The organism is Rhodococcus jostii RHA1 (assembly GCF_000014565.1).
GTDB lineage: Bacteria > Actinomycetota > Actinomycetes > Mycobacteriales > Mycobacteriaceae > Rhodococcus_F > Rhodococcus_F jostii_A.
In genome coordinates, this window is record NC_008268.1 from 816,096 (window position 1) to 838,224 (window position 22,129).

22 protein-coding genes and 2 pseudogenes are annotated in these 22,129 nt (G+C 65.1%); 13 read left to right on the top strand and 11 right to left on the bottom strand.

Going from position 1 to position 22,129, the window contains the following annotated elements; all coding sequences use genetic code 11:
- Positions 1 to 348 precede the first annotated feature (348 nt).
- Complete coding sequence (locus tag RHA1_RS03650; protein ID WP_011594009.1) at positions 349 to 903, bottom strand: 2,4'-dihydroxyacetophenone dioxygenase family protein; 555 nt, start codon at positions 901 to 903, stop codon at positions 349 to 351.
- Positions 904 to 1,038: 135 nt separating this feature from the next.
- Here RHA1_RS03650 and RHA1_RS03655 point away from each other — a divergent pair, with 135 nt between their 5' ends.
- Entirely contained in the window at positions 1,039 to 1,779 is a 741-nt protein-coding gene (locus RHA1_RS03655) for an IclR family transcriptional regulator (RefSeq protein WP_011594010.1), read from the top strand.
- 60 nt (positions 1,780 to 1,839) lie between these two features.
- Here the strand turns inward: RHA1_RS03655 and RHA1_RS03660 are convergent, their stop codons facing one another.
- The 4 genes from RHA1_RS03660 to RHA1_RS51620 all read right to left on the bottom strand — a co-directional run bounded on the left by RHA1_RS03660 (position 1,840) and on the right by RHA1_RS51620 (position 5,432).
- Positions 1,840 to 2,484, bottom strand: a complete 645-nt coding sequence (locus tag RHA1_RS03660; protein ID WP_011594011.1) for a TetR/AcrR family transcriptional regulator — start codon at positions 2,482 to 2,484, stop codon at positions 1,840 to 1,842.
- 125 nt (positions 2,485 to 2,609) lie between these two features.
- A complete protein-coding gene (locus tag RHA1_RS53210) occupies positions 2,610 to 4,145 on the bottom strand; it encodes an ATP-grasp domain-containing protein (RefSeq protein WP_423816272.1) in 1,536 nt (511 codons plus the stop codon).
- Positions 4,146 to 4,429: 284 nt separating this feature from the next.
- Positions 4,430 to 5,110: a helix-turn-helix transcriptional regulator gene (locus RHA1_RS53215; RefSeq protein WP_337503944.1), complete on the bottom strand. Its 681-nt coding sequence runs from the start codon at positions 5,108 to 5,110 to the stop codon at positions 4,430 to 4,432.
- Positions 5,111 to 5,150: 40 nt separating this feature from the next.
- Complete coding sequence (locus tag RHA1_RS51620) at positions 5,151 to 5,432, bottom strand: hypothetical protein (protein WP_237727000.1); 282 nt, start codon at positions 5,430 to 5,432, stop codon at positions 5,151 to 5,153.
- Positions 5,433 to 5,809: 377 nt separating this feature from the next.
- Between RHA1_RS51620 and RHA1_RS53955 the strand changes: the two are divergent.
- Positions 5,810 to 6,064, top strand: a pseudogene (locus tag RHA1_RS53955) (plasmid pRiA4b ORF-3 family protein); the annotation flags it as partial.
- 45 nt (positions 6,065 to 6,109) lie between these two features.
- Entirely contained in the window at positions 6,110 to 6,964 is an 855-nt protein-coding gene (locus RHA1_RS52860) for a UPF0158 family protein (RefSeq protein WP_518525573.1), read from the top strand.
- A gap of 5 nt (positions 6,965 to 6,969) precedes the next feature.
- Here the strand turns inward: RHA1_RS52860 and RHA1_RS45735 are convergent.
- Both RHA1_RS45735 and RHA1_RS03680 read right to left on the bottom strand, forming a co-directional pair.
- Positions 6,970 to 7,137: pseudogene (locus tag RHA1_RS45735) on the bottom strand (ABC transporter ATP-binding protein); the annotation flags it as partial.
- Between the two features lie 179 nt (positions 7,138 to 7,316).
- Positions 7,317 to 8,237 carry a LysR family transcriptional regulator gene (locus tag RHA1_RS03680; RefSeq protein WP_011594017.1) on the bottom strand — a complete coding sequence of 307 codons (921 nt, stop codon included), beginning with the start codon at positions 8,235 to 8,237 and terminating at the stop codon, positions 7,317 to 7,319.
- 435 nt (positions 8,238 to 8,672) lie between these two features.
- Between RHA1_RS03680 and RHA1_RS03685 the strand changes: the two genes are divergently transcribed.
- The 3 genes from RHA1_RS03685 (at position 8,673) to RHA1_RS03695 (ending at position 12,281) form a co-directional block, all read left to right on the top strand.
- Complete coding sequence (locus RHA1_RS03685) at positions 8,673 to 10,070, top strand: SLC13 family permease (RefSeq protein ID WP_009473408.1); 1,398 nt, start codon at positions 8,673 to 8,675, stop codon at positions 10,068 to 10,070.
- 206 nt (positions 10,071 to 10,276) lie between these two features.
- Positions 10,277 to 11,392, top strand: coding sequence for a PrpF domain-containing protein (locus tag RHA1_RS03690; RefSeq protein WP_081437406.1), 1,116 nt, complete (start codon positions 10,277 to 10,279; stop codon positions 11,390 to 11,392).
- A gap of 43 nt (positions 11,393 to 11,435) precedes the next feature.
- Positions 11,436 to 12,281, top strand: a complete 846-nt coding sequence (locus RHA1_RS03695; RefSeq protein WP_009473410.1) for an HpcH/HpaI aldolase/citrate lyase family protein — start codon at positions 11,436 to 11,438, stop codon at positions 12,279 to 12,281.
- A gap of 19 nt (positions 12,282 to 12,300) precedes the next feature.
- Here the strand turns inward: RHA1_RS03695 and RHA1_RS03700 are convergent, their stop codons facing one another.
- Entirely contained in the window at positions 12,301 to 13,221 is a 921-nt protein-coding gene (locus RHA1_RS03700) for a LysR family transcriptional regulator (RefSeq protein ID WP_011594019.1), read from the bottom strand.
- A 214-nt stretch (positions 13,222 to 13,435) separates the two neighbouring features.
- Here RHA1_RS03700 and RHA1_RS03705 point away from each other — a divergent pair, with 214 nt between their 5' ends.
- Both RHA1_RS03705 and RHA1_RS03710 read left to right on the top strand, forming a co-directional pair.
- Positions 13,436 to 14,707 carry a CaiB/BaiF CoA transferase family protein gene (locus RHA1_RS03705; protein ID WP_011594020.1) on the top strand — a complete coding sequence of 424 codons (1,272 nt, stop codon included), beginning with the start codon at positions 13,436 to 13,438 and terminating at the stop codon, positions 14,705 to 14,707.
- Positions 14,707 to 15,498, top strand: coding sequence for an HpcH/HpaI aldolase/citrate lyase family protein (locus RHA1_RS03710; RefSeq protein ID WP_029538111.1), 792 nt, complete (start codon positions 14,707 to 14,709; stop codon positions 15,496 to 15,498). Before RHA1_RS03705 ends, RHA1_RS03710 begins: the two co-directional genes overlap by 1 nt.
- A gap of 853 nt (positions 15,499 to 16,351) precedes the next feature.
- Here RHA1_RS03710 and RHA1_RS03725 read toward each other — a convergent pair.
- Positions 16,352 to 17,257: an AraC family transcriptional regulator gene (locus RHA1_RS03725; protein WP_011594024.1), complete on the bottom strand. Its 906-nt coding sequence runs from the start codon at positions 17,255 to 17,257 to the stop codon at positions 16,352 to 16,354.
- A 477-nt stretch (positions 17,258 to 17,734) separates the two neighbouring features.
- Here RHA1_RS03725 and RHA1_RS03730 point away from each other — a divergent pair, with 477 nt between their 5' ends.
- Positions 17,735 to 18,241 carry a cupin domain-containing protein gene (locus RHA1_RS03730; RefSeq protein WP_011594025.1) on the top strand — a complete coding sequence of 169 codons (507 nt, stop codon included), beginning with the start codon at positions 17,735 to 17,737 and terminating at the stop codon, positions 18,239 to 18,241.
- Between the two features lie 305 nt (positions 18,242 to 18,546).
- Positions 18,547 to 19,509 carry an NADP-dependent oxidoreductase gene (locus RHA1_RS03735; RefSeq protein ID WP_011594026.1) on the top strand — a complete coding sequence of 321 codons (963 nt, stop codon included), beginning with the start codon at positions 18,547 to 18,549 and terminating at the stop codon, positions 19,507 to 19,509.
- A gap of 210 nt (positions 19,510 to 19,719) precedes the next feature.
- Here RHA1_RS03735 and RHA1_RS03740 read toward each other — a convergent pair whose 3' ends face one another.
- Both RHA1_RS03740 and RHA1_RS50345 read right to left on the bottom strand, forming a co-directional pair.
- Positions 19,720 to 20,334, bottom strand: a complete 615-nt coding sequence (locus RHA1_RS03740) for a maleylpyruvate isomerase family mycothiol-dependent enzyme (protein ID WP_041811033.1) — start codon at positions 20,332 to 20,334, stop codon at positions 19,720 to 19,722.
- 125 nt (positions 20,335 to 20,459) lie between these two features.
- Positions 20,460 to 20,600 (bottom strand): hypothetical protein, encoded by a 141-nt coding sequence (locus tag RHA1_RS50345; RefSeq protein ID WP_167540923.1) that lies wholly within the window; start codon positions 20,598 to 20,600, stop codon positions 20,460 to 20,462.
- Positions 20,601 to 20,710: 110 nt separating this feature from the next.
- Between RHA1_RS50345 and RHA1_RS44435 the strand changes: the two genes are divergently transcribed.
- From RHA1_RS44435 to RHA1_RS03750, 3 genes are read left to right on the top strand one after another with little or no spacing between them, the layout of a single operon-like run.
- Positions 20,711 to 21,004 carry a hypothetical protein gene (locus tag RHA1_RS44435; protein ID WP_011594028.1) on the top strand — a complete coding sequence of 98 codons (294 nt, stop codon included), beginning with the start codon at positions 20,711 to 20,713 and terminating at the stop codon, positions 21,002 to 21,004.
- Positions 20,983 to 21,291 carry a hypothetical protein gene (locus RHA1_RS44440; RefSeq protein WP_050787241.1) on the top strand — a complete coding sequence of 103 codons (309 nt, stop codon included), beginning with the start codon at positions 20,983 to 20,985 and terminating at the stop codon, positions 21,289 to 21,291. Before RHA1_RS44435 ends, RHA1_RS44440 begins: the two co-directional genes overlap by 22 nt.
- Positions 21,288 to 21,857, top strand: coding sequence for a CGNR zinc finger domain-containing protein (locus RHA1_RS03750; protein WP_011594030.1), 570 nt, complete (start codon positions 21,288 to 21,290; stop codon positions 21,855 to 21,857). The genes RHA1_RS44440 and RHA1_RS03750 overlap by 4 nt, the downstream gene beginning before the upstream one ends.
- Positions 21,858 to 22,129: the final 272 nt, after the last annotated feature.

Consider the following 22,129-nt stretch of genomic DNA (forward strand, 5'->3'; position numbering starts at 1 on the left):
CTCCACACTGCACACAGGCCAGACATCTGGCGGCGAGCAGCACCCGCACGGCCATGTCCGAGGCCACCAGCCCGGTCAGTTCGACAATTGTTCCTCGACGGGAACCCACGGTGGATCGCGCGCACATCAGGTCGGGCCGAGGCCGCTGAGCCCCCGGGCGCCAGCTGCAGCCAGGACGGTAAGCGCAGCCGACGCTGCGACATGTCGTCCGACAAGAGCGTGGAGCTGCTCACCTGCACGACACCGTCTTTCGGCCTTCTTGAACTGCCGTCGCGGGTGGCCCGGGTGGCTCCGCCCGGCGCGGGTGTGATGCCGCGCGCGGGCGGCAACCGTGGAGGTAGGGAGATGTCAGGATTTGATGACGCCGGCGGAGCCGCCGTGGATGTAGCCGACCGGTCCGGTGCCCTGAGCCACCGCCACCGTCTCGGTCACGTGCTGAATGGAGGTCGCGTCATTGATCGAATGCAGCGTGCCGTCCTGGTTGAATCCGATTTGCGCGCCTTCCATCCACAGCAGCACGACGGTGTCCTCGGTGTTGTCCTCGGGGCAGTAGAACGTGTGGACCGAGCCGCCGGGCTCGTAGAGGTAGGAGCCGGCGACCTGAGGCTGATCCGGGTACTCGGCGTACTTCCAGCAGCCTGAGAACGTCCACACCTCGGCAGTACCGGTGTGGTAGTGGACGGGCAAGAGGCAACCGGGCGCCATGGTGGCCATGAGCACCACCTGCCCCTTCTCGGGATCCAGGCGCAGCGGCTGAATGTGGATCCCCGGGCCCATAGCGTGCTCGAGCAGCGGGATCTCATCGATATTCACGGTCAGAAGGTCATCCTGCGGCAGAGCGACCAACGGCAGCGGGACGCCGGTCTTGGTGCGGATCATCCCTGGAGAGACTGGTGCGGTCATGGTCTGACCCCTTCGTACGTACGGATTTACGGATGTAGAACCGGATTTCCGGATCCGGTTTGAGAGTACTGTGACGCGCGCCTCTTCGCAAGGTGCGGAGCTCATCTGTTTGAGGCGTTTGCTAGGGTCACCGGCATGCCTGCTCGCCCGCATCGCACAGTCGACCGCGTGATCGAGATCCTCGAGACCGTGTCTTTGAGCCCGCGCGGCGTGACGTTGGCCGAGCTGACAACCGCCCTGGACGCGGCGAAGAGCTCCGTGCAGGAGCTGACCAACGGACTACTCGCCCGCGGCTATCTTCTCGAGGAGGAGCGCCGGTTCCACCTCGGACCGGGGCCGTTCGTCCTCGCCGCACGCGCGAACAAGCTGGCCGCACTCTCACTCGATCACCAATTCGTCGCCGAGCTGGGCGAGGTCCTCGGATGCACCGTCCTCGTCGCAGTACGCGTCGGGGACGCCATCGTCTTCACCGACCTCGCGGGTGAAGAATCACCCAGCCTCACCTTCGTCGCCCGCACCCACGCCCGGCGCCCGTTGTACACGACCGCCGCCGGAAAAACCGTGCTCGCCAACGTCCCCGACGACGAGATGTACCGCCTCCTCGACCTCGCCGCCCCCGAGCAGGCAAGCGAAGTCCGACAATTCCTCACCGAGCTCCCCGAGATCCGCTCCCGCCGACTCGCCTTCAACCGCGGAGTCACGCTCGCAGACGCATACGCCGTGGCCACGCCTCTGCTGGCACCCGACGGCAGTCTGATCGCGGCGATCAGCGCGGCCGTCGACGCGTCGGCGGCGGAGGGGCTCGACGATATCGGCGAAAAGCTCAAGAAAGCTGTTGCCAGTCTCGGTCCTCAATACGGGCTCAAACTGGACTGAAAGCCTGAACACCCGGCGCGCGCCAGGCGAGATTCCGAGCGGCTATGTGGCGGTTGCGCCTCAGGGTTGATCGTCAGCGTCGGGTAAGGGGCGTCTGCAGATTTCGTGGGCTTCGTCGGCCGAGACGCCGAACATGCGCAACAGGTCCTCGGTGACTTGGTCGGTGTCCTCCGCGTCGTCACGTTCGGGGTGCTCGTGCAGCAGTTGACCCAGACAGAGTGCGGCCCCCGCTGTGATCGTCAGGGCCAGTTCGGGATCGCGCACGCTGAACCTGCCCGCACGGGCGGCTGCCTCGATGTCGCGGCGAGCTCTCGGCGCCAGGCCCTTGTCCGAGCTGACCAGACTCGGCCCGTCGCGGAGCAGAACTTTGCTCAGTTCGGGATTCCTGCGATGCAGGCGTCCGGTCAGACGGAAGCTCTGCGCAAAGATCTGGGCAGGGTCGTCCAGATCGGCGGTCAGTTCGTCGAGTATCGCGCCGTGGCGGTCGAGGGCCTCCTCCACGGCCGCGTGAAAGAGCTCCTCTTTGGTCTGAAAGTGGTTGTAGAACGACCCCATTCCGACATCAGCGGCCTGGGTGATCTCGAGAATCGGGGCGGTCAGCTTCCCGGCCGCCATGAAGGACTGGGCTGCGCGCACGAGTGCGGCGCGGGTCCGCGCTTTGCGCCGTTCCAGACGGTTCGGTGCATCGGTGATCTGCTCGGTCATGCCTGCGTGCCCTTCTCCTGATCCGTCCGACCTTGCCCTACACTACCCGGGCGTCATCAATATTGACGAATTCCTCAAACTTGGCAGCCACTCCAGTCCGCAAGCAGCAGCCACACACGGACTAGCTAATGGCCGAGGATCTTGATGCCGACCACGAGTACGCCCACACCGACCAAACCTGCGATAGTGAACAGCTTTTGCCACCAACGTAATTGGGCCATTCTCACGGCAAACAGAGCAATGACCCCCAGTTCGACGACGAGGATCCACATCGCGATCCACATCGCCGTGGACAGGCTCAACAGCCCGACGGCGGCGGCGACCAATATCAGCAGGGGCAAGACCGCGGCCTCCACAATCTGGCCGGAGGCCTGCAACATCCGCAGCGCTGCCCGTCCGCGCGGAGCACTGTGGTGCGCGCCGAGGTGCGCTACCCAGTCGGCCAGCAGGCTCGCCGCCCAGAGCCCGCCGGTGGCCACCGCGACATCGAGGACCCGAGACCATGGGCTTGTCTCGGGAGCCGTATAGCGGACGAGGACGGCGAGCGTCGCCAAACACGTCATCGCGCCGTACACACGCTCCCGCAGGAGCGCGACGACCTGCTCCACGGGAATCTCTTCTCTATTTGCCTCACTGGCCGCACTCACGTCGGCCACCACGTGAATCGGTTCGAATCTGCCCTGCCCGAGCAACCGCTGCATCAAACCCATTCCAGCCATCAGCATCCCGCCGACGACGCGTCGTGGCGGTCGAGGGCCTCCTCCACGGCCACGTGGAAGAGCTCCTCCTCGGTCTGAATGTGGTTGTAGAACGCCCCCATAGTACTCGGGATGAACGAACCCGAATTCGATGTCGAAGGTCTTGATCAGTTTCTCGATCTGACGAGTGATCTCCGGACGGTACCTCTCCAACTCCGGTGTGGCCGGGACGAACACGGAGTATCCGAGGGTCACGTACTCCGAGATGTTGAGGAAGCGGATCTTTCCGTTGTGAATCCATGCCTCGACTGCGAACTCCCACCCGTCCAGATGAGACTCCATCAAGACCGGGAACTCCTCGTCCGGGATGGTGTCGACCTCATCCGGGGTGCGGATCACCCGGTGCCCGAGACTGCCGGCCTTGTCGAAGGCTTTGAGATGGATCGGATCGTTCGGGTCGCCGTCCAACTTGAGCAATGTCTGGTTGACTCGCTTGAGGAATCGGATGACGTCGTCGCGTTCGTGGGCTTCCTCGAAGATTCCCACGCGGATGCCGCCGAGTTGGGCGCGACGTTTCATCAAGGCCTTGTCGCGCAGCAGCAGAGACTGGCCGAAGAGTCGTGGATTGTCGAGAAGAACGGAGTTGATCGCGCCCGCCCACTCGACGGTCTCCTCGAACAGTGGGATCGCGACGTCGACACCTTTCTCCTTCAGCGTCTCGGCGATCTCCATAGAACGATCGTTCAATCGCTCGAAATTCCACGGCACATACGGAATTCCGTGTTCCTTGCAATAATCTTCGGCCCAATCGGGCGCGACGACGAGATATCGCCTGTCGAAACGGTCAACAGCTTCGATAGCATTCAAACTCCAACCCAGAAGGGCGACATACCCTTTCTCTGGGTTTCTGGTTTTCGATTCGGGCTTCGACACCGACAACTCTCTGCTCCTCTCGAAAGGCATTCGGAACGCATGAGCGGGCAGACGAAATTCGGGCGTGGCCGCAGCGTCGTTGACAGCGCGGTAACGCTCGATTGCGTCGATCTTCACCGCATCCATGCAGTGAAGGCTACCTGCAGGCGGTTTTCGGCCCGTTCCCACACCGGTTCAGTGCCGTCTCACACCGGCCTGACCAGCCGAGACGTTGTTTGGGTTGTTTCAGATCGATGCACGGGGTGTGCTCGATGAGAGGGGTATCGATGCGGCGGTGTCGGTGTGTGTGGTCACTGCATGGCAGCAGGCGGTCACTACGTTGTGGTGTAAGGCACCACCTGGTTGCCGCCAATGCGTCCGTTTTCCAACGGCCGAGGACGTTTCCGCTCTCGTCGAAGACGAACACCAGGGTCCGACCACGGAAGGTTTCGACCGCGCGGTCGCCGAGCGACACGGTTCCTACTGCATTCGAGGGCAGTGTTTCGATGTTCGCATCCGTGTACTGCGGTGCGGTGCTGCAGGAGGCAGCGGCCATCATCACCGCCACCAACGCCGCAACATGGGCCACAGAATCTTCTCTGCGTGTTTCGACGACCCATGCCGCGACCTGTGCGCGTGAAGTGAATCCCAACTTCGTAAGTAGGTGTTCGACATGGCCTCTGAGCGGTGCGAGGGGAAATTACCAACCGAGCAGCGATCTCCTTATTCGTCAGGCCCTCGGCAATCAGATCAGCAACCTCCAGCTCACGCCTTGTCAGGTGTGCGGCGGGACCGCAAGGGATCGCCTCCGGAGGATGAAGTTGCTCACCCAAGGCATAGGCGACCGCGGCGTCGAAACCTAACGCCGCGCCGTCACGATGCGCAGATGCATAAGCCTCCGTACTCGAGGCACGCTGCGTCGCGCCTTCACAGGCTTTCTGGTACTCGCTCAAATTGGGCAGTACCACAATCGGGCTTCCCACAGACCGGCTGAGCTCCTCCGATGCCCGATCCATGCCAGCGCCTGCAGACACAGGCTTGCGTTGAACCGGTCATTCACTTTGAGGTCGATTTGCAGCGCCTGTTCGAGCAGCTGGACGCCTCGTTCACGATTGCCGCGTCGCCACACGGCGACCGCCACTCCGGGACGATGGGGGTCGACTGGAAGTATCCCTTCGGGGCGAATTCGAGCATTGTCTCCAGCTCCATCGAAGGATGAGCCATCGCACCCGTGACACGGGCGATGTCCGACCAGCGCAGCCACCGCGTATGCCCGCCGTCGTCGACCGACTGCACCGGGTACAGCACGCGGCCATAGGCTTCGAACCGGGCGGGCACGAGTGAGACCACCGTGGTTTTCCGCATCACCTCGACTCCGTCGCGAACCCAGTACCCAGCTGACATGTCGTTCCAAATCCTGCCATTCGCTTGCCATACAGCCAGTCTCCGCAGGCCGCCGAATCACCACGCGTGTTTGCAGGAACCCGCACCGGGACGAAGTGACGTCCCAGAGCATGCTGGCGGCAGTCCGCCTTCGTTCCGTAAGCGGATCCGTTAGCGGTGAAGCGCTGTGCGCGGTTTGCGGCTGTGGGCAGGCGGCGCCGCGGCCCGCATGCCATCCTCGAGGAATTGCACGAACGTGGTGGTCGGTGACGGTGGAGCTGCTCGGCGGGCGCGGCGAGGAACTGTAGCCATGGCCCGGCCGCGTCTTCGCGGTCGGACCGTCGCATACCTTCAGCGATCTCGCGAATGCGATCAACGACGCCGTCGCCCGGTGGGACCGCTCGCACCTGTCGATGTTCACCCTTGCCGATGGACGAATGGTCACCGACACGGAGACCGGGGCCGAGATGGTGGAGTCACTCGGCGGGCCCATCACCGAGGCGGTGAACATCGAGTCGGCCAAAGTCGCCCGGCTCCTGAAGCCCGGGGCGGAGTTCCGGTTCACCTTCGACCTGGGTGATGACTGGACCCACCGCTGTCTGATCGGCGGCGACAAGGTCGACCCCCTGGAAGTGCTGGGGATCACGCCAGGGAAGCCTCTGCGTACTGGGGGTGGGGCGCCATCCCGGATCAGTACGGGCGCCGGTGGTCCGACGACGACGGGCAGAGCCGAGCACCGCGCAGACCGAGCCATCCGCACCCGATGCTGCTGCACGCGTGGCCCGCACAGGACCAGGTGCCCGCACTCGATGTGTCCGAGCTGCGCGCAGCTATCGCGACAGCAGATGCCGCCAGGTTCCTCACCGCGATGCGGGGGACATGACGTCGACGACGCGCTGCAACAGGTAGGGGCCGGAATACCGATGGCACTGAAGCAGCGACGGGAGCAGGCCGAGCCGGTGGCGGTGTCGGTCATCAACCGGCTGACCTGGCGCGCCGGCGCGGGTGACGGGGTGCTGGCCGAGGACCTGCTCGCGTGTCTGCGCGGCGAGCCGCTGGCCGGGCGGGTGGTGCCAGTCGACCTCGAGATGCTCGGTGCCGAATTGGAGGGGGATCTGGGCATGTCCACCGGTAGCTACCTCGACCTGCGCACCGGACAGGTGTACGACGCCAGCAGCACTGATCCGATGATGGTCGGCGAGGACGCCGCCGTCGACGTGGAGACCGAGCCCGACCGGTGGCTCCGGTTCGACCGCACCGGCTCGCGGGATGGCTGGCGGGACATGGCGGCCTTCGCCGAGCGGCAACACGATTCGGCGCTGCGGGAGCGGCTGGAGCAAGCGATCGAGGGCAAGGGCGCGTTCGGCCGATTCCGCGACCTCGTCCACCAGGAGAGCCTCACCGACCCGTGGTACACCTTCGCCACCGACCGCCAAATGGGTCGTGCCCGCGAGTTCCTCGCCGACAACGGCATCCGCGTGGGCTGACGGGCACCACACAGGAACTGCTTGACCACCGGCTCCTCACTGGTGAGCAGCACCTCCCGCGGACCGAACATCACCAGATGACGACGGAACAGCATGCCGATGTTGTCCGGCACCGTCCGCGCGAGGTTGATGTTGTGCGAGACGATCAGGATCGTCGCGACGATCTCGGCGGCGGTCCGCAAGATCGGGCGAGAACTCGTAGGATCTCGGGCAGGGGCGAGTTCGCTCCAGATTCTCGTGCGCTGGCGCGCAGGTATACAACGCGGACGACGTCCTGGTGATCCGGGCTGGACTGGCTCGGCTGGTCGATGCTGCATCGATACCTGTCCTCACTCCAGGGCGGAGACGAAAGTCAGCGTCGCGCGGTGATGGTGTCGGCGGCGTCGTGCAGCGCCCGGGAGACGGCATGCATGCTCGGGGTGTACTGCCGACGCGCGAGCGAAGCGATGTAAATCGATCGTGTCGGAACCCGGTCGGTGGGAAGAAATCGCACAGCGTGGACGTCCGGGCGATGGTGTGCGACGGCCAGACGCGGAACCATGGCGATGCCCACCCCCGCGGCGACCATCGCTTCGATCTCTTGGTAGTCATGGGCCTCGTAGACGACGTTCGGGGTGAACCCTGCCGTCTCGCAGCTACGGTAGAGCACTTCGGCGGCCGGGTGGTCTGCGTTGCGGATGATCCACTTCGCCGATCGCAGCGATGCCACCGCGACATTGTCGATGTATGGCCCCTCGAGCGGGACGAGCAGGACCGTTTCGTCCTCCATCAGCGGTATGAGGGCCAGGGATTTCTCGGTCTCCTCGGTCCAGTCGTAACTCCAGAGCAACGCCATTTCGACCTCGCTCGAATGGAGCATTTCCAACAGTCGCGGGCGAACCGCGGATTGGACCCGCACGTCGATGCCTGGCCAGTGGGCGTGATAGTCCTTCAGCGCGTCCGAGAGCAGTGAGGCGCTGACGGTCGGGAAGGAACCGAGTCGGACGGTGCCGCGCTCGAGCCCCAGCAGAGCTTCCAAGTCACCACGGGCAGCGCGCATTTCCTGGCGGAACAGCCGCGCACGCGTGACGAGAATTTCACCGGCCTCCGTCAACCGGACGCCGCGAGGCAGGCGGGTCAGTACCGGCTGCCGGATCTCCTGTTCCAACTTGGCGATGCGTTGCGACGCGGCGGATGGCGTGACGTTGGCGCGTTCGGCGCCGCCGGTGAGGGATCCGGCCTCGGCGATGTCGAGGAGCAGGAACAGCGTCACCACATCGAACGAGTTGCGCATCGATACCTCCCACAAGCCTTTAATTCTGCTAAACCCCGCCGTAGAAATACGACATTGTCATAAACATAACCCGCTCATAGTGTGATCTGGGTAATGATCAAGCGAAGGATGTGACATGCAGACGATCGCAACTCCCTCACCACCCGGGATCACAGCACCGAATCGCCCTGTCGATCCCGTCGGTCGCCCAGTGCGCTCACTTCGGCGCCCCTCGGCCGGCATCGATGAGGTACTGCAACCCGGTGCGGGGTGGGCGGCCGACGCCGTCGACAGTCACCTCGGGCGGCGGCGATATGCACCGTGGAGTGCGCCGGCGGGAGTGATAGCTCCCGATCCGTATCGCGTGGCTCCGAACCGTATTCATGTCTGTCCGTCGCGACCGGCCGCCGTCCAGGCGCCGTTCGACCGGCCCCGCAGCGAACCGAAAGTACGCCCATGACTTCCATCGAGATACTGCCACTGATCGCGTTGGTGGCAATGTTCGTGATAGCCACCTTCTTCCCCATCAACATCGGCATCCTGGGGTTTATCGGCGCGTTCGTCGTGGGGTACTTCCTCCTCGGCTACGACGACAAGGAAATCCTCGCCGAGTTCCCCAGTTCGATCGTGCTGACGATCATCGGCGTCACCTACTTCTTCGGTATGGCGAAGAAGAACGGGACTATCGATCTGCTCGTCAACGCCTGTATACGTGGCGTTCGCGGACGGGTGACGGTCATCCCGTGGGTGTTCTTCTTCTGCGCCTCGGTGCTCACCGCCCTGGGCACGTTCAGCCCGGCCGCCGTCGCTCTGATCTCACCGGCCGCGATGTCGTTCGCCGCCCGGACCCGGATGAGCCCGCTGGTGATGGGCATCATGACGATCAACGGGGCGCACGCTGGAGCGTTCTCGCCGATCTCGGTCTCCGGCGTCCTCGTCCGTGACATCGTCGAGTCGAGCGGCCTGACGATCGCCCCCTGGACCCTGTTCTTCGCTAGCTACGGCATCAACCTGCTGCTCTCGGTCCTGACCGTGGTCGGCTACGGCATCCTCGCCCGGGTACGAAACGACCTCGAATTCACCGCTACCGGCTCGAGCGCCGGCATCGAGCCCGACGGCGGCGGGAGCGCGGCCGGCACCCCGATCGCGGGACCCGGGGGAACCCCGGCCGGTGGCTCGTCCGGCACGGGTGGTACCCAGGTACTCATCCGGACACCGCGCACCGAGGCCGTCACCGATCACGACGTGCTGCCGGTCACCGGGGTCCAGAAGCTCACCCTCGTTTTGATTGGCGCGGTGTTGGTGCTGGTCCTGGTCCTGCACATGCCGATCAGCTTCGTTGCCATCGCGGCCGGTGCAATCCTCGCCTTCACCGATCTGTCCAAGCAGAGTGAGGCCATCGCCGGTATCAGCTGGTCCACGGTCCTGCTCGTCGCCGGCATGGTCACCTACATCTCGCTGATGGAGGAGATCGGCACGATCGATCACCTCGCCGAGATGGCGATCACGATCGGCGCACCGCTGCTGGTCGCCGTCGTCCTCTGCTACGTCATCGGCGTCACCTCGGCGTTCGCATCGTCGACAGCGCTTCTCACCGCGGTCATCCCGCTCGCGCTTCCACTGCTGCAAACCGGAGCACTGCCGGTCGTCGGACTCGTGGCCGCCCTCGCCATCTCCGCCACCGTGGTCGACGTCTCCCCGTTCTCGACCAACGGCGCACTCGTCCTCGCCAATGCCCAGAACATCGAGCGTCCCCGGTTCTACCGCCAGCTGCTGCTCAACGCGGGGATCGTGGTCGCGATCGCCCCGGCTCTGTGCTGGCTGGTGCTGGTGGTCGTCCCGACGCTGGTCTGACGCGTCGACAGCCCGCGAGGGTTTAGCTGAAGTTAACCCTCATCGACTTATTCGCCATTGTTCTCCACCCTGATGTCAGTCAGGGTGGGTAGTGGGACACCGCTGGGAAGCACGCTCCCCATCCGATCAGAGCCTCCAGCGGTGCCTCACAGACTCTTCAAACCCGAAAGGTGGGCCGGACCGTGTTCACACTTCATGGAACCTGGATGCGGGGAGGAACCAGCAAATGCTGGCTGTTCAACGCCTTCGACGTCGATCCACTCATTGCCCAGGCCGGCGGCCTGGATGCCATCTTGACCTCCGCGTTCGGCTCCGGTGATCCGCGTCAGCTCGACGGTGTCGGCGGCGGCAGCTCGACCACCTCGAAGGCGGCGATCGTGCGCCGCTCCAGCGAACCCGGAATCGACGTCGACTACCTGTTCGCGCAGGTCGCGATCGGTGACCGCCGGGTCGAATGGGGCAGCAACTGCGGCAACTGCGCCACCGCGATCGGGTTGTACGCGCTGCAGTCCGGGTTCGTTCCGGTCGATCCCCGGGCGACGACCGTGCGGATGCGGAACCAGAACACCGGCGCGATCCTGCACGCCGAGATCGCCACCCCGGGCGGGATGATCCCCACCGAGGGTGACGCGGCCGTACCCGGTACCAGCGCATTGGGGGTTCCGGTTGGTCTCACTTTTACCGGTCTCGCCGCCGGTGCGACCACGCTCCTGCCCACCGGCGCCGCCGCCGACCAGATCTCGATTGCCGACCACACGTACCGAGCCACGATGGTCGTCGCCGGAGCCCCGGCGGCGTTGTTCGACGCCGCCGACCTCGGGCTGACCGGCGCGGAGGACAACCAGACCATCGCCGAACACCTGCCGTTGCTGCTCCGGCTACGACAGGAATCATCGTTGCGGATGGGACTGAGCAAGCCGGGAGATCCCATCTCCCATGCGATTCCGAAAGTTGGTGTCGTGGGCCCGCCGGCTAACTACCGCACCAGCGCCGGCGTCGACATCAGCGCCGACGACTACGACGTCTCGGTCCGGATGCTGTCGATGCTCGCCCCGCACCCGGCGATCGGGCTCACGTCCGCGGTCGCCGTCGCTGCGGCGTCCACCGTGGCCGGTGTCGTCACCGCCAACACGCAGGTCCGGTGGCCGGGATCGCTGCGGGTGGGAACACCTGCCGGAGTCCTCGATGTCGACCTCGCCACCTCGGCCGACGGAATCCTCGAATCGGTCACCCTGCACCGGGCGGCCCGCCGCATCGCGTCGGCGGAACTATTCGTCACCGCCCCGGCACCGGCTCCGGCACTGGTCGGGTCCGCGCGGTGAGGACCCCGCACCGCACCGGCCCCGTGATAGGTGAGGACACCTGATGCCCGAGAAGATCGCGATCGCGCCCCGGCCGGTCGACACGCGGATCGCCCGATCCTGGCTCCTGGTCAACGGCACCCGAACGGACCTGTTCGACCAGGCCGACTGCTCCTGCGCGGACCAGATCGTCCTCGACATCGAGGACGCGGTCGATCCCCAACTCAAATCCGCCGCGCGGGAGGAGGTCGCCGCCTGGCTCGAGCACACCTCGGCCTGGGTGCGGATCAACGACCGGTCCTCGGCGTACTGGAGCGATGACGTCGATCGCCTCGCCGGCCTTCCGGGACTGGCCGGGGTGATGCTCGCAAAAACCGAAGCCGCCGAACATGTCACCGAAACCTTCGACCGGCTCGGCGGATCCACCCCGGTGCTCGCGTTGGTCGAATCCGCCCTCGGCATCGACCGGGCCGGTGATATTGCCTGCGCCCGCGGCGTGTTCCGGCTAGCCTTCGGCAGCGGCGACTATCGCCGCGACACCGGCACCAGCGCGGACGACCTCGCCATGGCCTACCCTCGCTCCCGGCTGGTGGTCGCCAGCCGAATCGGCGATCTGCCGGGACCGATCGACGGGCCCACCGTCAGCAACAGCCACACCGTGCTGCGCGAACAGTCCGCGGTATCCGTGTCCCTCGGCTTGACCGGAAAGCTGTGCCTGGACACCGATCAACTGCCGGTGATCAACGAGGCCATCAGCCCCACGCCCTCGGACGTGACCTGGGCGCGGGAATTCCTCGACGATTTCGACGCCCGCGGCCGGGTTGTCCGCGACGGCAGCGACCTGCCCCGGCTCGGCCGGGCCGAGAAGATCATCCACCTCGCCGACGCGTTCGGCATCTCCCGAATCTGACCGACGATCGGCTCGGGCACTATCCGGCCTCGAATCCCTCCTGCAGTTGGTGGGCGGCGGCAGCGCACACCGCGATCCCTTCCTGCGCCGCCGGACTCAGGCGCCGCTCGGTCAGATGCGCGACCAGGATCCGCCGTTGCGGCGGGCGGGTGGCGAGGGGAATCGACCGGACATCGGGCCGGAGATTGAGCACGGCCAGCCGCGGTGCGATGGCCACACCGAGTTCGACGGCTACCATCGCCTGCACCTCACCGTAATCGTGCGCGAACACACTGGTGCGTGGTGTGAAACCGCCTTGCTGACAGAGTTTTTCGAGTGTCTGTGCGACCGGATGATCGTCGGCGCGGACCACCCACGACTCGTCGCGCAATTCGGCGATCCTGATCGAGTCGCGGTCGGCCAGGCGGTGCCGCTCCGACACCAGCAGCACCGTCGGATCGTTCATCACGTGGTGGTAGGTCAACGTCGGGTCGTCGACCCGGTTCCATTCGTAGTCCCACAACAACGACAGCTCGGTCTCCCGGCGGCGAAGCGCATCGACCAGATACGCGAACCGGCCACTGAGCACCTTCAACTCGACGCCCGGGTGCCGAGTCTTGAATTCCTTGACCACGAGCGGCAGCAGCGACGAACCGGCCGTGGGGAAGGTGCCGATCGCCAGCACACCTGCGCGCAGCCCTTTGATCTCCGCAAGCTCGGCATCGGCGGCCTCGAGTTCGATCAGGATGCGTTCGGTGTGCCGGACCACCGACCACCCGGCCTCGGTCAGCACGATGCCGCGCGCGTGCCGCTCGAGGAGTGGTTGGCCGGCTTCCTTCTCCAGCTTGGCGATTTGTTGGGAGACAGCCGAAGTGGTGTACCCGAGCGCCGCCGCTGCCGCGGTGATCGAGCCGTGCTCGGCGACCTCGCGCAGCGTGAACATCCTGGTCGTGTCCAGCACCCACCCACCTCCAGACTTTAGAAGAAGTTAACGTCTGTCGACATACCCGTGATTGTAGTTGAACCGTGCGGGTGTCAGTCTGAAGTGGCGGCAGCGGCGGCTCCGCACGCCCGGCCGCACCGCGACACCTGCTGGTACCCACCCGTCGGGCGACACTCGTCCGCAGCGAAGCGCCGCACCCCGTATCAATTCACCCCACACGCGAGGACAGCCCATGACTGCACACCCGAGTGACATCCACTCGCCTGACGACCAGGCCGACGAGACCACGGGCGTCGGCTCTACTCCGGCGCGCGGTCCCTTGCACGGCATTCGTGTCCTCGACATCAGTACCGTCTATGCGGCACCGATCACTGCGATGATGCTCGGTGACTACGGCGCCGACGTCATCAAGATCGAGCACCCCACCGGCGATCCCGCCCGCACACACGGAGCACGCAAGAATGGCCACGGACTGTGGTGGAAGGTCATCTCCCGGAACAAGACATGTATCACCCTCAACCTCGGCACGGCCGAGGGCCAGCAGATGCTCCGCGATCTCGTCGTCGATGCCGACGTGCTGGTGGAGAACTTCCGCCCCGGCGTACTCGAGAAGTGGGGCCTCGGCCCGGACCGGCTCCGTGACCTCAACCCAGGACTGGTCATGCTGCGGGTCACCGGCTTCGGTCAGTCCGGACCCTACGCCGAACGCCGAGCATTCGGCACCCTCGCCGAGGCAATGAGCGGATTTGCCCACCAAACCGGAAGCGAGGACGGTCCGCCAACGCTGCCGCCGTTCGGTCTCGCCGACGGTGTCGCCGGACTTGCCGGCGCCTTCGGCGTGGTGACCGCGCTGCTGCACCGCAACAGTCCGGCCGGCGACGGCAAAGGTCAGGTCATCGACCTATCTCTGCTGGAGCCGCTGTTGGGGATCCTCGGCCCCGGCCCCACCGCGCACGACCAGCTCGGCACCATCGCCGGCCGCAACGGCAACCGCTCCCCGAACAATGCCCCGCGCAACACCTACCTCACCAAGGACGGGCGGTGGGTCGCCATCTCCGCGAGCGCCACCTCCGTGGCCGCGCGGGTCATGCGCCTGGTCGGCCGACCCGACATCGTCGAACAACCCTGGTTCGAGTCCGCCGGCGAACGCAGCCGCAACGGTGACCTGCTCGACGAGGCGGTCGCCAAATGGATCGCAGACAGACCGCTGCACGAGGTCACAGCCGAATTCGAACGCGTCGGCGCCGCACTGGCACCGATCTACGACGTCGCGCAACTGATGAACGATCCGCACGTCCTCGACCGCGACTGCATCACCACCATCGACGACGAGGACCTCGGCCCGATCAAGATGCAGAACCTCATGCTCCGCATGCTCGGAACACCCGGTGCGATCAACTTCGCCGGCCGCCGACTCGGCCAGGACAACGAGCAGTTCTACCAGAACACTCTCGGCATCGACCCGGACCGACTGACCGCACTCACCGAGAAGGGCGTCCTGTGATGGACCGCAGCTACCTGTTCGCGCCCGGCCACAACCTGAAACTGCTCAGCAAGGTATTCGACGCCGGCGCGGACGCCGTCATCCTCGACCTCGAAGACGCGGTACCTCCTACCGAGAAGGAGACCGCGAGAGCGAACGTCGCATCCGTCATCACCACCCGAACCGCATGGGTGCGGATCAACGCGCCGGGGACCGAACTGGCGGACGCTGATCTAGAGGCCGTCGCCACGTCCGCGCACGGCATCCGCATCCCCAAGGTCGAAACACTCGACGACATCCGCTGGGTCACGGACCGGGCGCCCGGAAAGCCACTGATCTGCGCCATCGAGACCGCGAAAGGTGTTGCCAACGCCTTTGCGATCGCCGGCCACCCGGCGGTCACGCATCTCGCGCTCGGCGGTATCGATCTTAGAAGAGACCTCGGCACGGGCGACGGCGACATTCCCATGCAGTACGCGCGCTCCCACCTCGTCGTCGCGGCCCGCGCGGCCGGCATCGCCCCACCGATCGACAGCGTCTACCCGCACATCCATGACACCGACGGACTCGTCCGCCAGGCCGCCCACAGCCGTGACCTCGGCCTTTTCGGCAAGTCCGCCATCCACCCCGCTCAGCTTCCAGCCATCCACACCACGTTCAGTCCGCGACAGGACGAAATTGACTGGGCACGAAAGGTTGTCGACGCATTCGAGCACGCCGGCGGCGCTGCGGTGCGATTGTCCGGAGGCGAATTCGTCGACCTCCCCGTCGCGGAACGGGCACGGAAAATACTGGCTTCCGCCCACGCCTGACGAACCGGGCGGTACCCCCGCCTGTGTGCCGCCGGACTTCACGGCAGGCCACACTGTTTGCTGAGATGAGCCCGGCGGCCGAGTACCACTTGCGGCGTCGCAATCTCACCAGCCCTCCCGCCGATGTCCGCGGCCGTCCTGAACGGCAAAGACGACTGCAACACCCGAAACTCCCGCAATCCGCCTCTGTCTATCTCGAGGCGGCGATCCTGATCGCATCGAACCATGGAGTCGAAGGTGCCGTGCACGGAGGCTGTGCCGATTAGTTGCAGCTCGACCTACGGTCGTCATGGGAATTGTCCCGGGATCTCTGAACAGCGTCGAGACCTCCGGGTATCTGCGACGCAAGCGGGCTCGGTGGGGTCGCCGAACATTTCGAGTTGCCGATCAAGACCGTTCGTCCCTACGACGTGGTCAGCCAAGTTCGGGTCGAACGCAGGCAGCACCAGCTCGTCGGCCGCAGCTCAGTCGGAGGAATGGCCGACCAGCCCCAATCCGCATCTGCTCATCTCGACGCACGGTGCGCACGCGGAGAACATCCCGCCCCTCGCGGTGCTCACGATTGCGCTCGTCTTTCGTGGACTGCAACTGTAAGCGCACGGCATTCGTAGTGACCGCTCTTGTACGAGGCATCCATCACCGAAGATCCCGTACTCCTCACACGTGTCTCGGCTCATCAGCCCCGCCGCGATGCATCGTGCACACCGACTCCCTGTACCGAACCTCGATCCCGGGGCATCGGCGACGCCGAACACCGCGACATGGACAGCTTCGTGGATTTGGCTTGGGTGGCACTGTTCCTACAGATTGTGCAGCGCCCGCAGGCCGTCGGTGAATTACGGGCAACCCACCTTCATCGCCGGAGTGTTGCCGGGGGCGTCTCGCCGAACTTCTCTCGGTACTGCACGGAGAAGCGTTCGAGATGCACGAATCCACACCTGCTCGCCGCATCGGAAACCGTCGTCGTCGACGGATCGGCGTCGAGTAGCCAGGCGCGTACAGTTTTCATGCGAACCTCGCGCAGATATCCCATCGGGGTCGTGCCGTAGTACTTCTTGAAACCGTCTTGAAGCGCCCGAACGCTGATGCCCGTAGCCGATGCGACATCCTCGACAGTGAGCAGTTCGTCCGCGTGGTGTTCGAGTATTTCGACCGCGCGGCGAATCGTTCGAGGCGCCGCCGGCACTGGCCGCTGCAACGCCTCTGTGTAGTTATTGGGCTGGGCCACAATGAGTTGACTGAGCAGAAGCCGCTCGAACTCTTTCATAACGATCGGCTCGTTCGACAGTGAGCCACCGTTTTCCATTTCGCCCCGCAATAGCTCGAGCACGTCGCGCCAAGAGCGAATGCCGGTTCGCTCCAGTTCCATTCGAAGGTCGAACCGGAGTGGCTCGCGGAGCGGGGCCCCGAGCGCCTCTTGTACTTGCCGCTCCAGACCCTGGCGATCGATCCGAACAATCAGCTGCCGGTTCCCCTTGCGCCATTCCATGGTCGTCGACCCTCCGGGTTGGAGGATCGATGCGACAGCCGGTGTTGACTCGAATGTTTTTGCACCCCAATTTATTTCCGCCACTTCAGAGAGGGGAATCTGAACGAGATAGAAGTCGTCGAGATCGCTCGGGCGAATGCGCATACCGGTGCCGTATTCCAGGTAGTGCAGGCCGATAGTTCCGGCGGCGGCCGAGTGAAACCTGCAGGACGCCGCACCGTCGCCACCTGTGGGTTCGAGCGTATGAAGTAAGAAGGCGGAACCGACCACCGATCGCACCTGGTCCAGATCGACGCACCTCGACGCCCAATTCGTCGAGTAGTCCTCGAAAGGCCTCCAGCAGTCGTGCAGAGCCTCCCTCGACCACAGGCAGACCGAAACCGTGGACCGTTGCCGCCAGCACCGAAATCATGAAGCCGCCGGAGGCATTATCCGGCGACAGACCTCACGTCAAGTTGTCCACGGACGGCCTGTTCGTATGGTTCGAAGTCATCACCACCGGCGGCACTACGCTGTTCTGGTCGGTTTGCCAACAGCGACCATGTCGCGTACGAAAGTCGACTGGAGCTGGACCGTCTGTGGATGGCGGACTCTGCGCCGAAAGCGAGGCGGATCGCCGCGCAACCGTTGTGGCTGAGCGGACCCGATGGAGCGCCCCGCGAACGTTGACAATGCCTGCGCCGTCGGCGGAAAGTTGAGCAGGGAACTTGTGACCCGATCTGTCAAGTCGGTAAGTAGGTGAGAAGCATGAGCGCAACCGATCCCCCACCGCTGGTCGTCGTGCCGCCGGGGGCCGGGCAGACCGGTGACCTGGGCCCGATCGGGGTCGAATTCAAGCTGTGGGGCCGTGACACCGGTGGGGTGTTGTCGGTCGTCGAGCACCCGTTCCCGGTCGGTGCGCTGGTGCCGCCGCATCTGCATACGCGGGAGGACGAATTCTCGATAGTTACTCAGGGTGTGATCGGATTCCGCTCCGGCGACCGGGAGGCCGTTCTCGAACCCGGCGGATACATCACAAAACCCCGGGGTGAGATGCACGCCATGTGGAACGCCGGCACCGTCCCGGCGCGCATGATCGAGATCATCAGTCCGGCAGGCTTCGAACATTGCTTCCTGGAAATGTCCGAACTGGTCGCCGCCGGCGAACCGGATGTCACCCAGATCGCCGCACTTGCCGAGCGCTACGGTCTGCAATTCGGCGAACCCGACTGGTTGCCCGACGTGATCGCCCGGTATGCCCTGACACCGCCGTGAGCCCCGCTCGAGCCTCGACGCATGCAGTGTCGTTCACTGGTCGGGGCTGCTCAGCTCGGCCAGTCGATGAGCCGAAGACAGCTTCGGAGTAGGACGGCCACGGCCACCGGAAGGCGCCCGGCTTCGGCGAATAGTGGATTCGTTTGTGGACGAGGCGTTCTCGTCGTTCGCAAGGAAGGGTCAACGCGCGCCTGCGGTGGTTCTGGTTTGTCTCACGGTTCGGCCACCGCATTTCTGTCTGAGATTCCTGACATCTCTTCTGTCGTCCGTCACCGGCGTGACAGAGGCCGGAGAGGTAGAGGAACATGGAAGAAATGAAAGTGGTGCGGCTCCACGCCTATGGCGGACCGGAGAATCTGGTCTACGAGGATGCCCCCCGTCCGGAGCCTGCCGGGGACGAACTCGTGGTGCGGGTGCAAGCTGCAGGGGTCAACGTGTTGGACTGGTTGCTGGGAGAAGGCGGGTTCGAACAGTTTCCCGATGTTCTGCTGCCGTGGATTCCGGGGTGGGACATCTCGGGAGCAGTGGAAGTGGTCGGTAACGGCGTCAGCGGGTTCCAGCAGGGCGACAGCGTCTACGGAATGGTTCGGCTGCCCGAACCCGGCAACGCCTACGCCGAGTACACGGCGGTCCCCGCCAGTCAGGTCGTCACCAAGCCGCCCATCCTGGACCACATACACGCGGCGGCGGTGCCGATGACCGGATTGACGGCGTGGCGTGCCCTCGTCGACGAGGCCGGTCTACAACGAGGGCAGCGCGTGTTGATCCATGCCGCCTCGGGCGGTGTCGGCCATCTGGCCGTGCAATTTGCGAAGGCCTTGGGAGCGCACGTGGTCGCAACCGCGTCCGGCTCCAACCGGGAGTACGTGAACTCGCTCGGCGCCGACGAGTTCGTCGACTACCGCGAGCAGCGGTTCGAGACGTCGGTGGCTCCGGTTCATGCCGTGATCGACACGGTCGGCGGCAAAGTCCAACAGCGGTCCCTCGACGTGCTGACGCGAGCCGGGGTTCTCGTCGCCCTGCCGGCAGAGGTCCCGGACGTGGTCAAGGCCGAAGCCGAGCGACGCGGTATACGAACGCGACACTTCAGCGTCGAACCGAATTCTGACACGCTGACCAAGATCTCCCGGCTCGTCGATGACGGCAGAGTGCGGCCCACGGTCAGCTCGGTGTATCCCCTCGCCGAGGCGCAAGCTGCCCACGAAGAGGGCCGGGCAGGACACGTCCGAGGGAAGCTGGTCCTCGACGCGACCACGGTTGCTTCCTGACCAGCGTGCTTCGAAAAGGGCGCCGGCTGCTGCCCGCAATGCGCTGTGCGCCTGTCTCGCCCGGTGAAGGTTCGGCTTGCGGACAATCCGGGATGAGCAACAGACAATTGATGCGGGCCTGTCGATACCTCACCCGGGTCCATCGTCATCGCGAACGCGGACCGCGGCGCGGACCTGTCACAGGCCATCGGGGCGCTATCGGCCAGACCGTCACGTCAGCGCAGATACTCCGGGGCCGTCGAGATCGCCCAGCGCCGACTTGCGCCCCGATATTGCCATGAGCAGTGATAGTGCCGGGCCACAGACTTCTGGGCCATCGCCGATCGACACGTCTGCGTCGGTGGCCCGCAACTGGACCGAGTCAATGAGTTGCTTCGCACCCCCCAGGGATACCGGGGTGCGCGCCTGATACCGCAACGATCTGACGACCGCCTCCGACGGATATATACGGTTGATGCCCAGCGGCCGCCGGATGTCTTCGCCATGGACGACCTCTTCGACCAGTCTGCTGTCGAGCGGTGCTGGCGGCGTCGACGTACGTGTTGCTACCTGCTGAAGCCGGGCAAGCGTTTGGCGGGGTGTGGCGCCGCGTTCGCGTTCGACGCCTTGGGCGTTTTGGCGATCGAAGTTGAAGCGCGCCCGGGCCATATTGCGCACGATGCCGAGGCGGGTTGTCTTCGCGTTGTTGATCAAGTGTGCGGCGACGTCGTGCACGGTCCAGTCACCACAGAGTGAGGGGTGGTCCCACTGGTCGTCGGTGAGGTCGGTGAGGTCATCGATCAGCGCCGCACGCTCCGCATGCACGATCGGCCAGACATCATTCATGAAGCCAGTGTGACAAATTCTGCCCGCCACCGACTGGATTGGACCCGACGCCTGACGGCCGGATCGTCCCCGCTGGTGGTTTGTATCCAGGGCGCGACCAAAACTGGGATGACCCGCTCCATCCTCTACCGATCGACGATGCGGTAGAACGCCTCGGCGGCGTGCGCGAGCGCGTCGATGGCGTTTCGCCGATTCACCGAAAGCAGCCTCGTCGTAGCCGACTCCCTGAGGTAGGCCGCCCCTGCTTGGTCATACGGGACGTTCACGCCGGAGGCTGTCGTGATCAGCGGGATGACCCAACCCTGTAACCTGTAAAAGCTCGTAATGTGGTTATTACACGGAGTTAGCCGCCACCCACGAGACGACGGAGTCCGCTGTGATACACGCGCCAGAGCTCTCGGTCCGACCGCTTGCGGCAGATACCTGGGAGGACTTCGAGACCGTCATGGGCGCGCGCGGCGGTGCCGGCGGCTGCTGGTGCATGCACTGGCGGTTGAGCATCGCCGAGTGGATGGAGAACAAGGGCGACGGCAACAAGGCCGCCATGCGCGCCCTTGCCGAGCGCGATACGCCACCGGGAGTCGTGGGATATCTCGATGCCGAGCCGGTGGCCTGGTGCGCCTTCGGGTATCGCTCGGACTTCCCCGCATGCAGCGCTCGGCGCTCCTGAAACCTGTCGACGACAAACCCGTGGTCTCGCTTGCGTGCCTGCTCATCAAGAAGGATCACCGGGGTGACGGTCTGTTGGCGGCGTGGATCGCCGCGGTGTGCGACTACCTGGCCGAGACCCCGCAGACACGAACGGTCGAGGCGTATCCGGTCGAACCGCCTGCTGGGCGCACGGCGGGACGGGACACGGCGATGACCGGCATCGCCAGCGCCTTCACCGCAGCCGGGTTCACCGAGGTTGCCAGGCCTAAGCACGACCGCCCTGTCCTGCGCTACGAGCTGCCGTGACCACCGCCACGGCCTGGGTCGAGGACCACTTCATCGCCGGTGACGCCGCGCTCGACTTCGCCAACACCGTCTACCGCCGCACGCCCGAACTCGGCGCCGAGCTGTTCACCAACGCCGAAGCACTCGTCACCTGGCTCGACCGGGCCCACCTGCTACCTGCGACGGAGCCTCCGGAACGCGCCTTCGCCGACACCGCGGCCGCCCTGCAGGAGGCTCGCGCATTGCGTGCGCTGTTCTGGACAGTCTTCGACGCGCAGAAGGACGGCCACAACATCCCCGCGGACGCCTTCGCACGGCTACTCGGCACCGCCCGTCGCGGCAGCGACACCATCAACCTTGCGTCCGACGGCTCCATGACTCCACTGGCCGCTGAGGGCGTGTTCACGATCCTGGCGCTGCGCGCCATCACCCTCGTGCTCGCCCCACCACCGCAAGGAGTACGCGCCTGCGACAGCTGCGGCTGGTTCTTCATCGACTCCTCCCGCAGCCGCCGTCGCCGCTGGTGCAGCATGAAGACCTGCGGCAACCAAGCGAAAGCCGCCCGCTACCGCTCGACCCACCCGTGATGAGTATGTCCAGCATCTGGTTCTCAGCGTCGCACGGCCCGATGCCCAGCCCCGTCGCCGATGCTCAAACCCTCACGCACTGCCCGCCGAGCAGCCCCTCCGAGTCACGTCTCCGCCAACCCAAGTTCGCAGCGAGTCCGACAGCCGGGGACTCGCTCCCCAGCGCTTGGGCGCTATCGCATCGGGCACTGCCCAGTCGGATTGAGAAACCCCGCATGAAAACGCGACTCGCCACGTTCAGCGTCCACCAGAGCGATCTGTAGTAACACCAC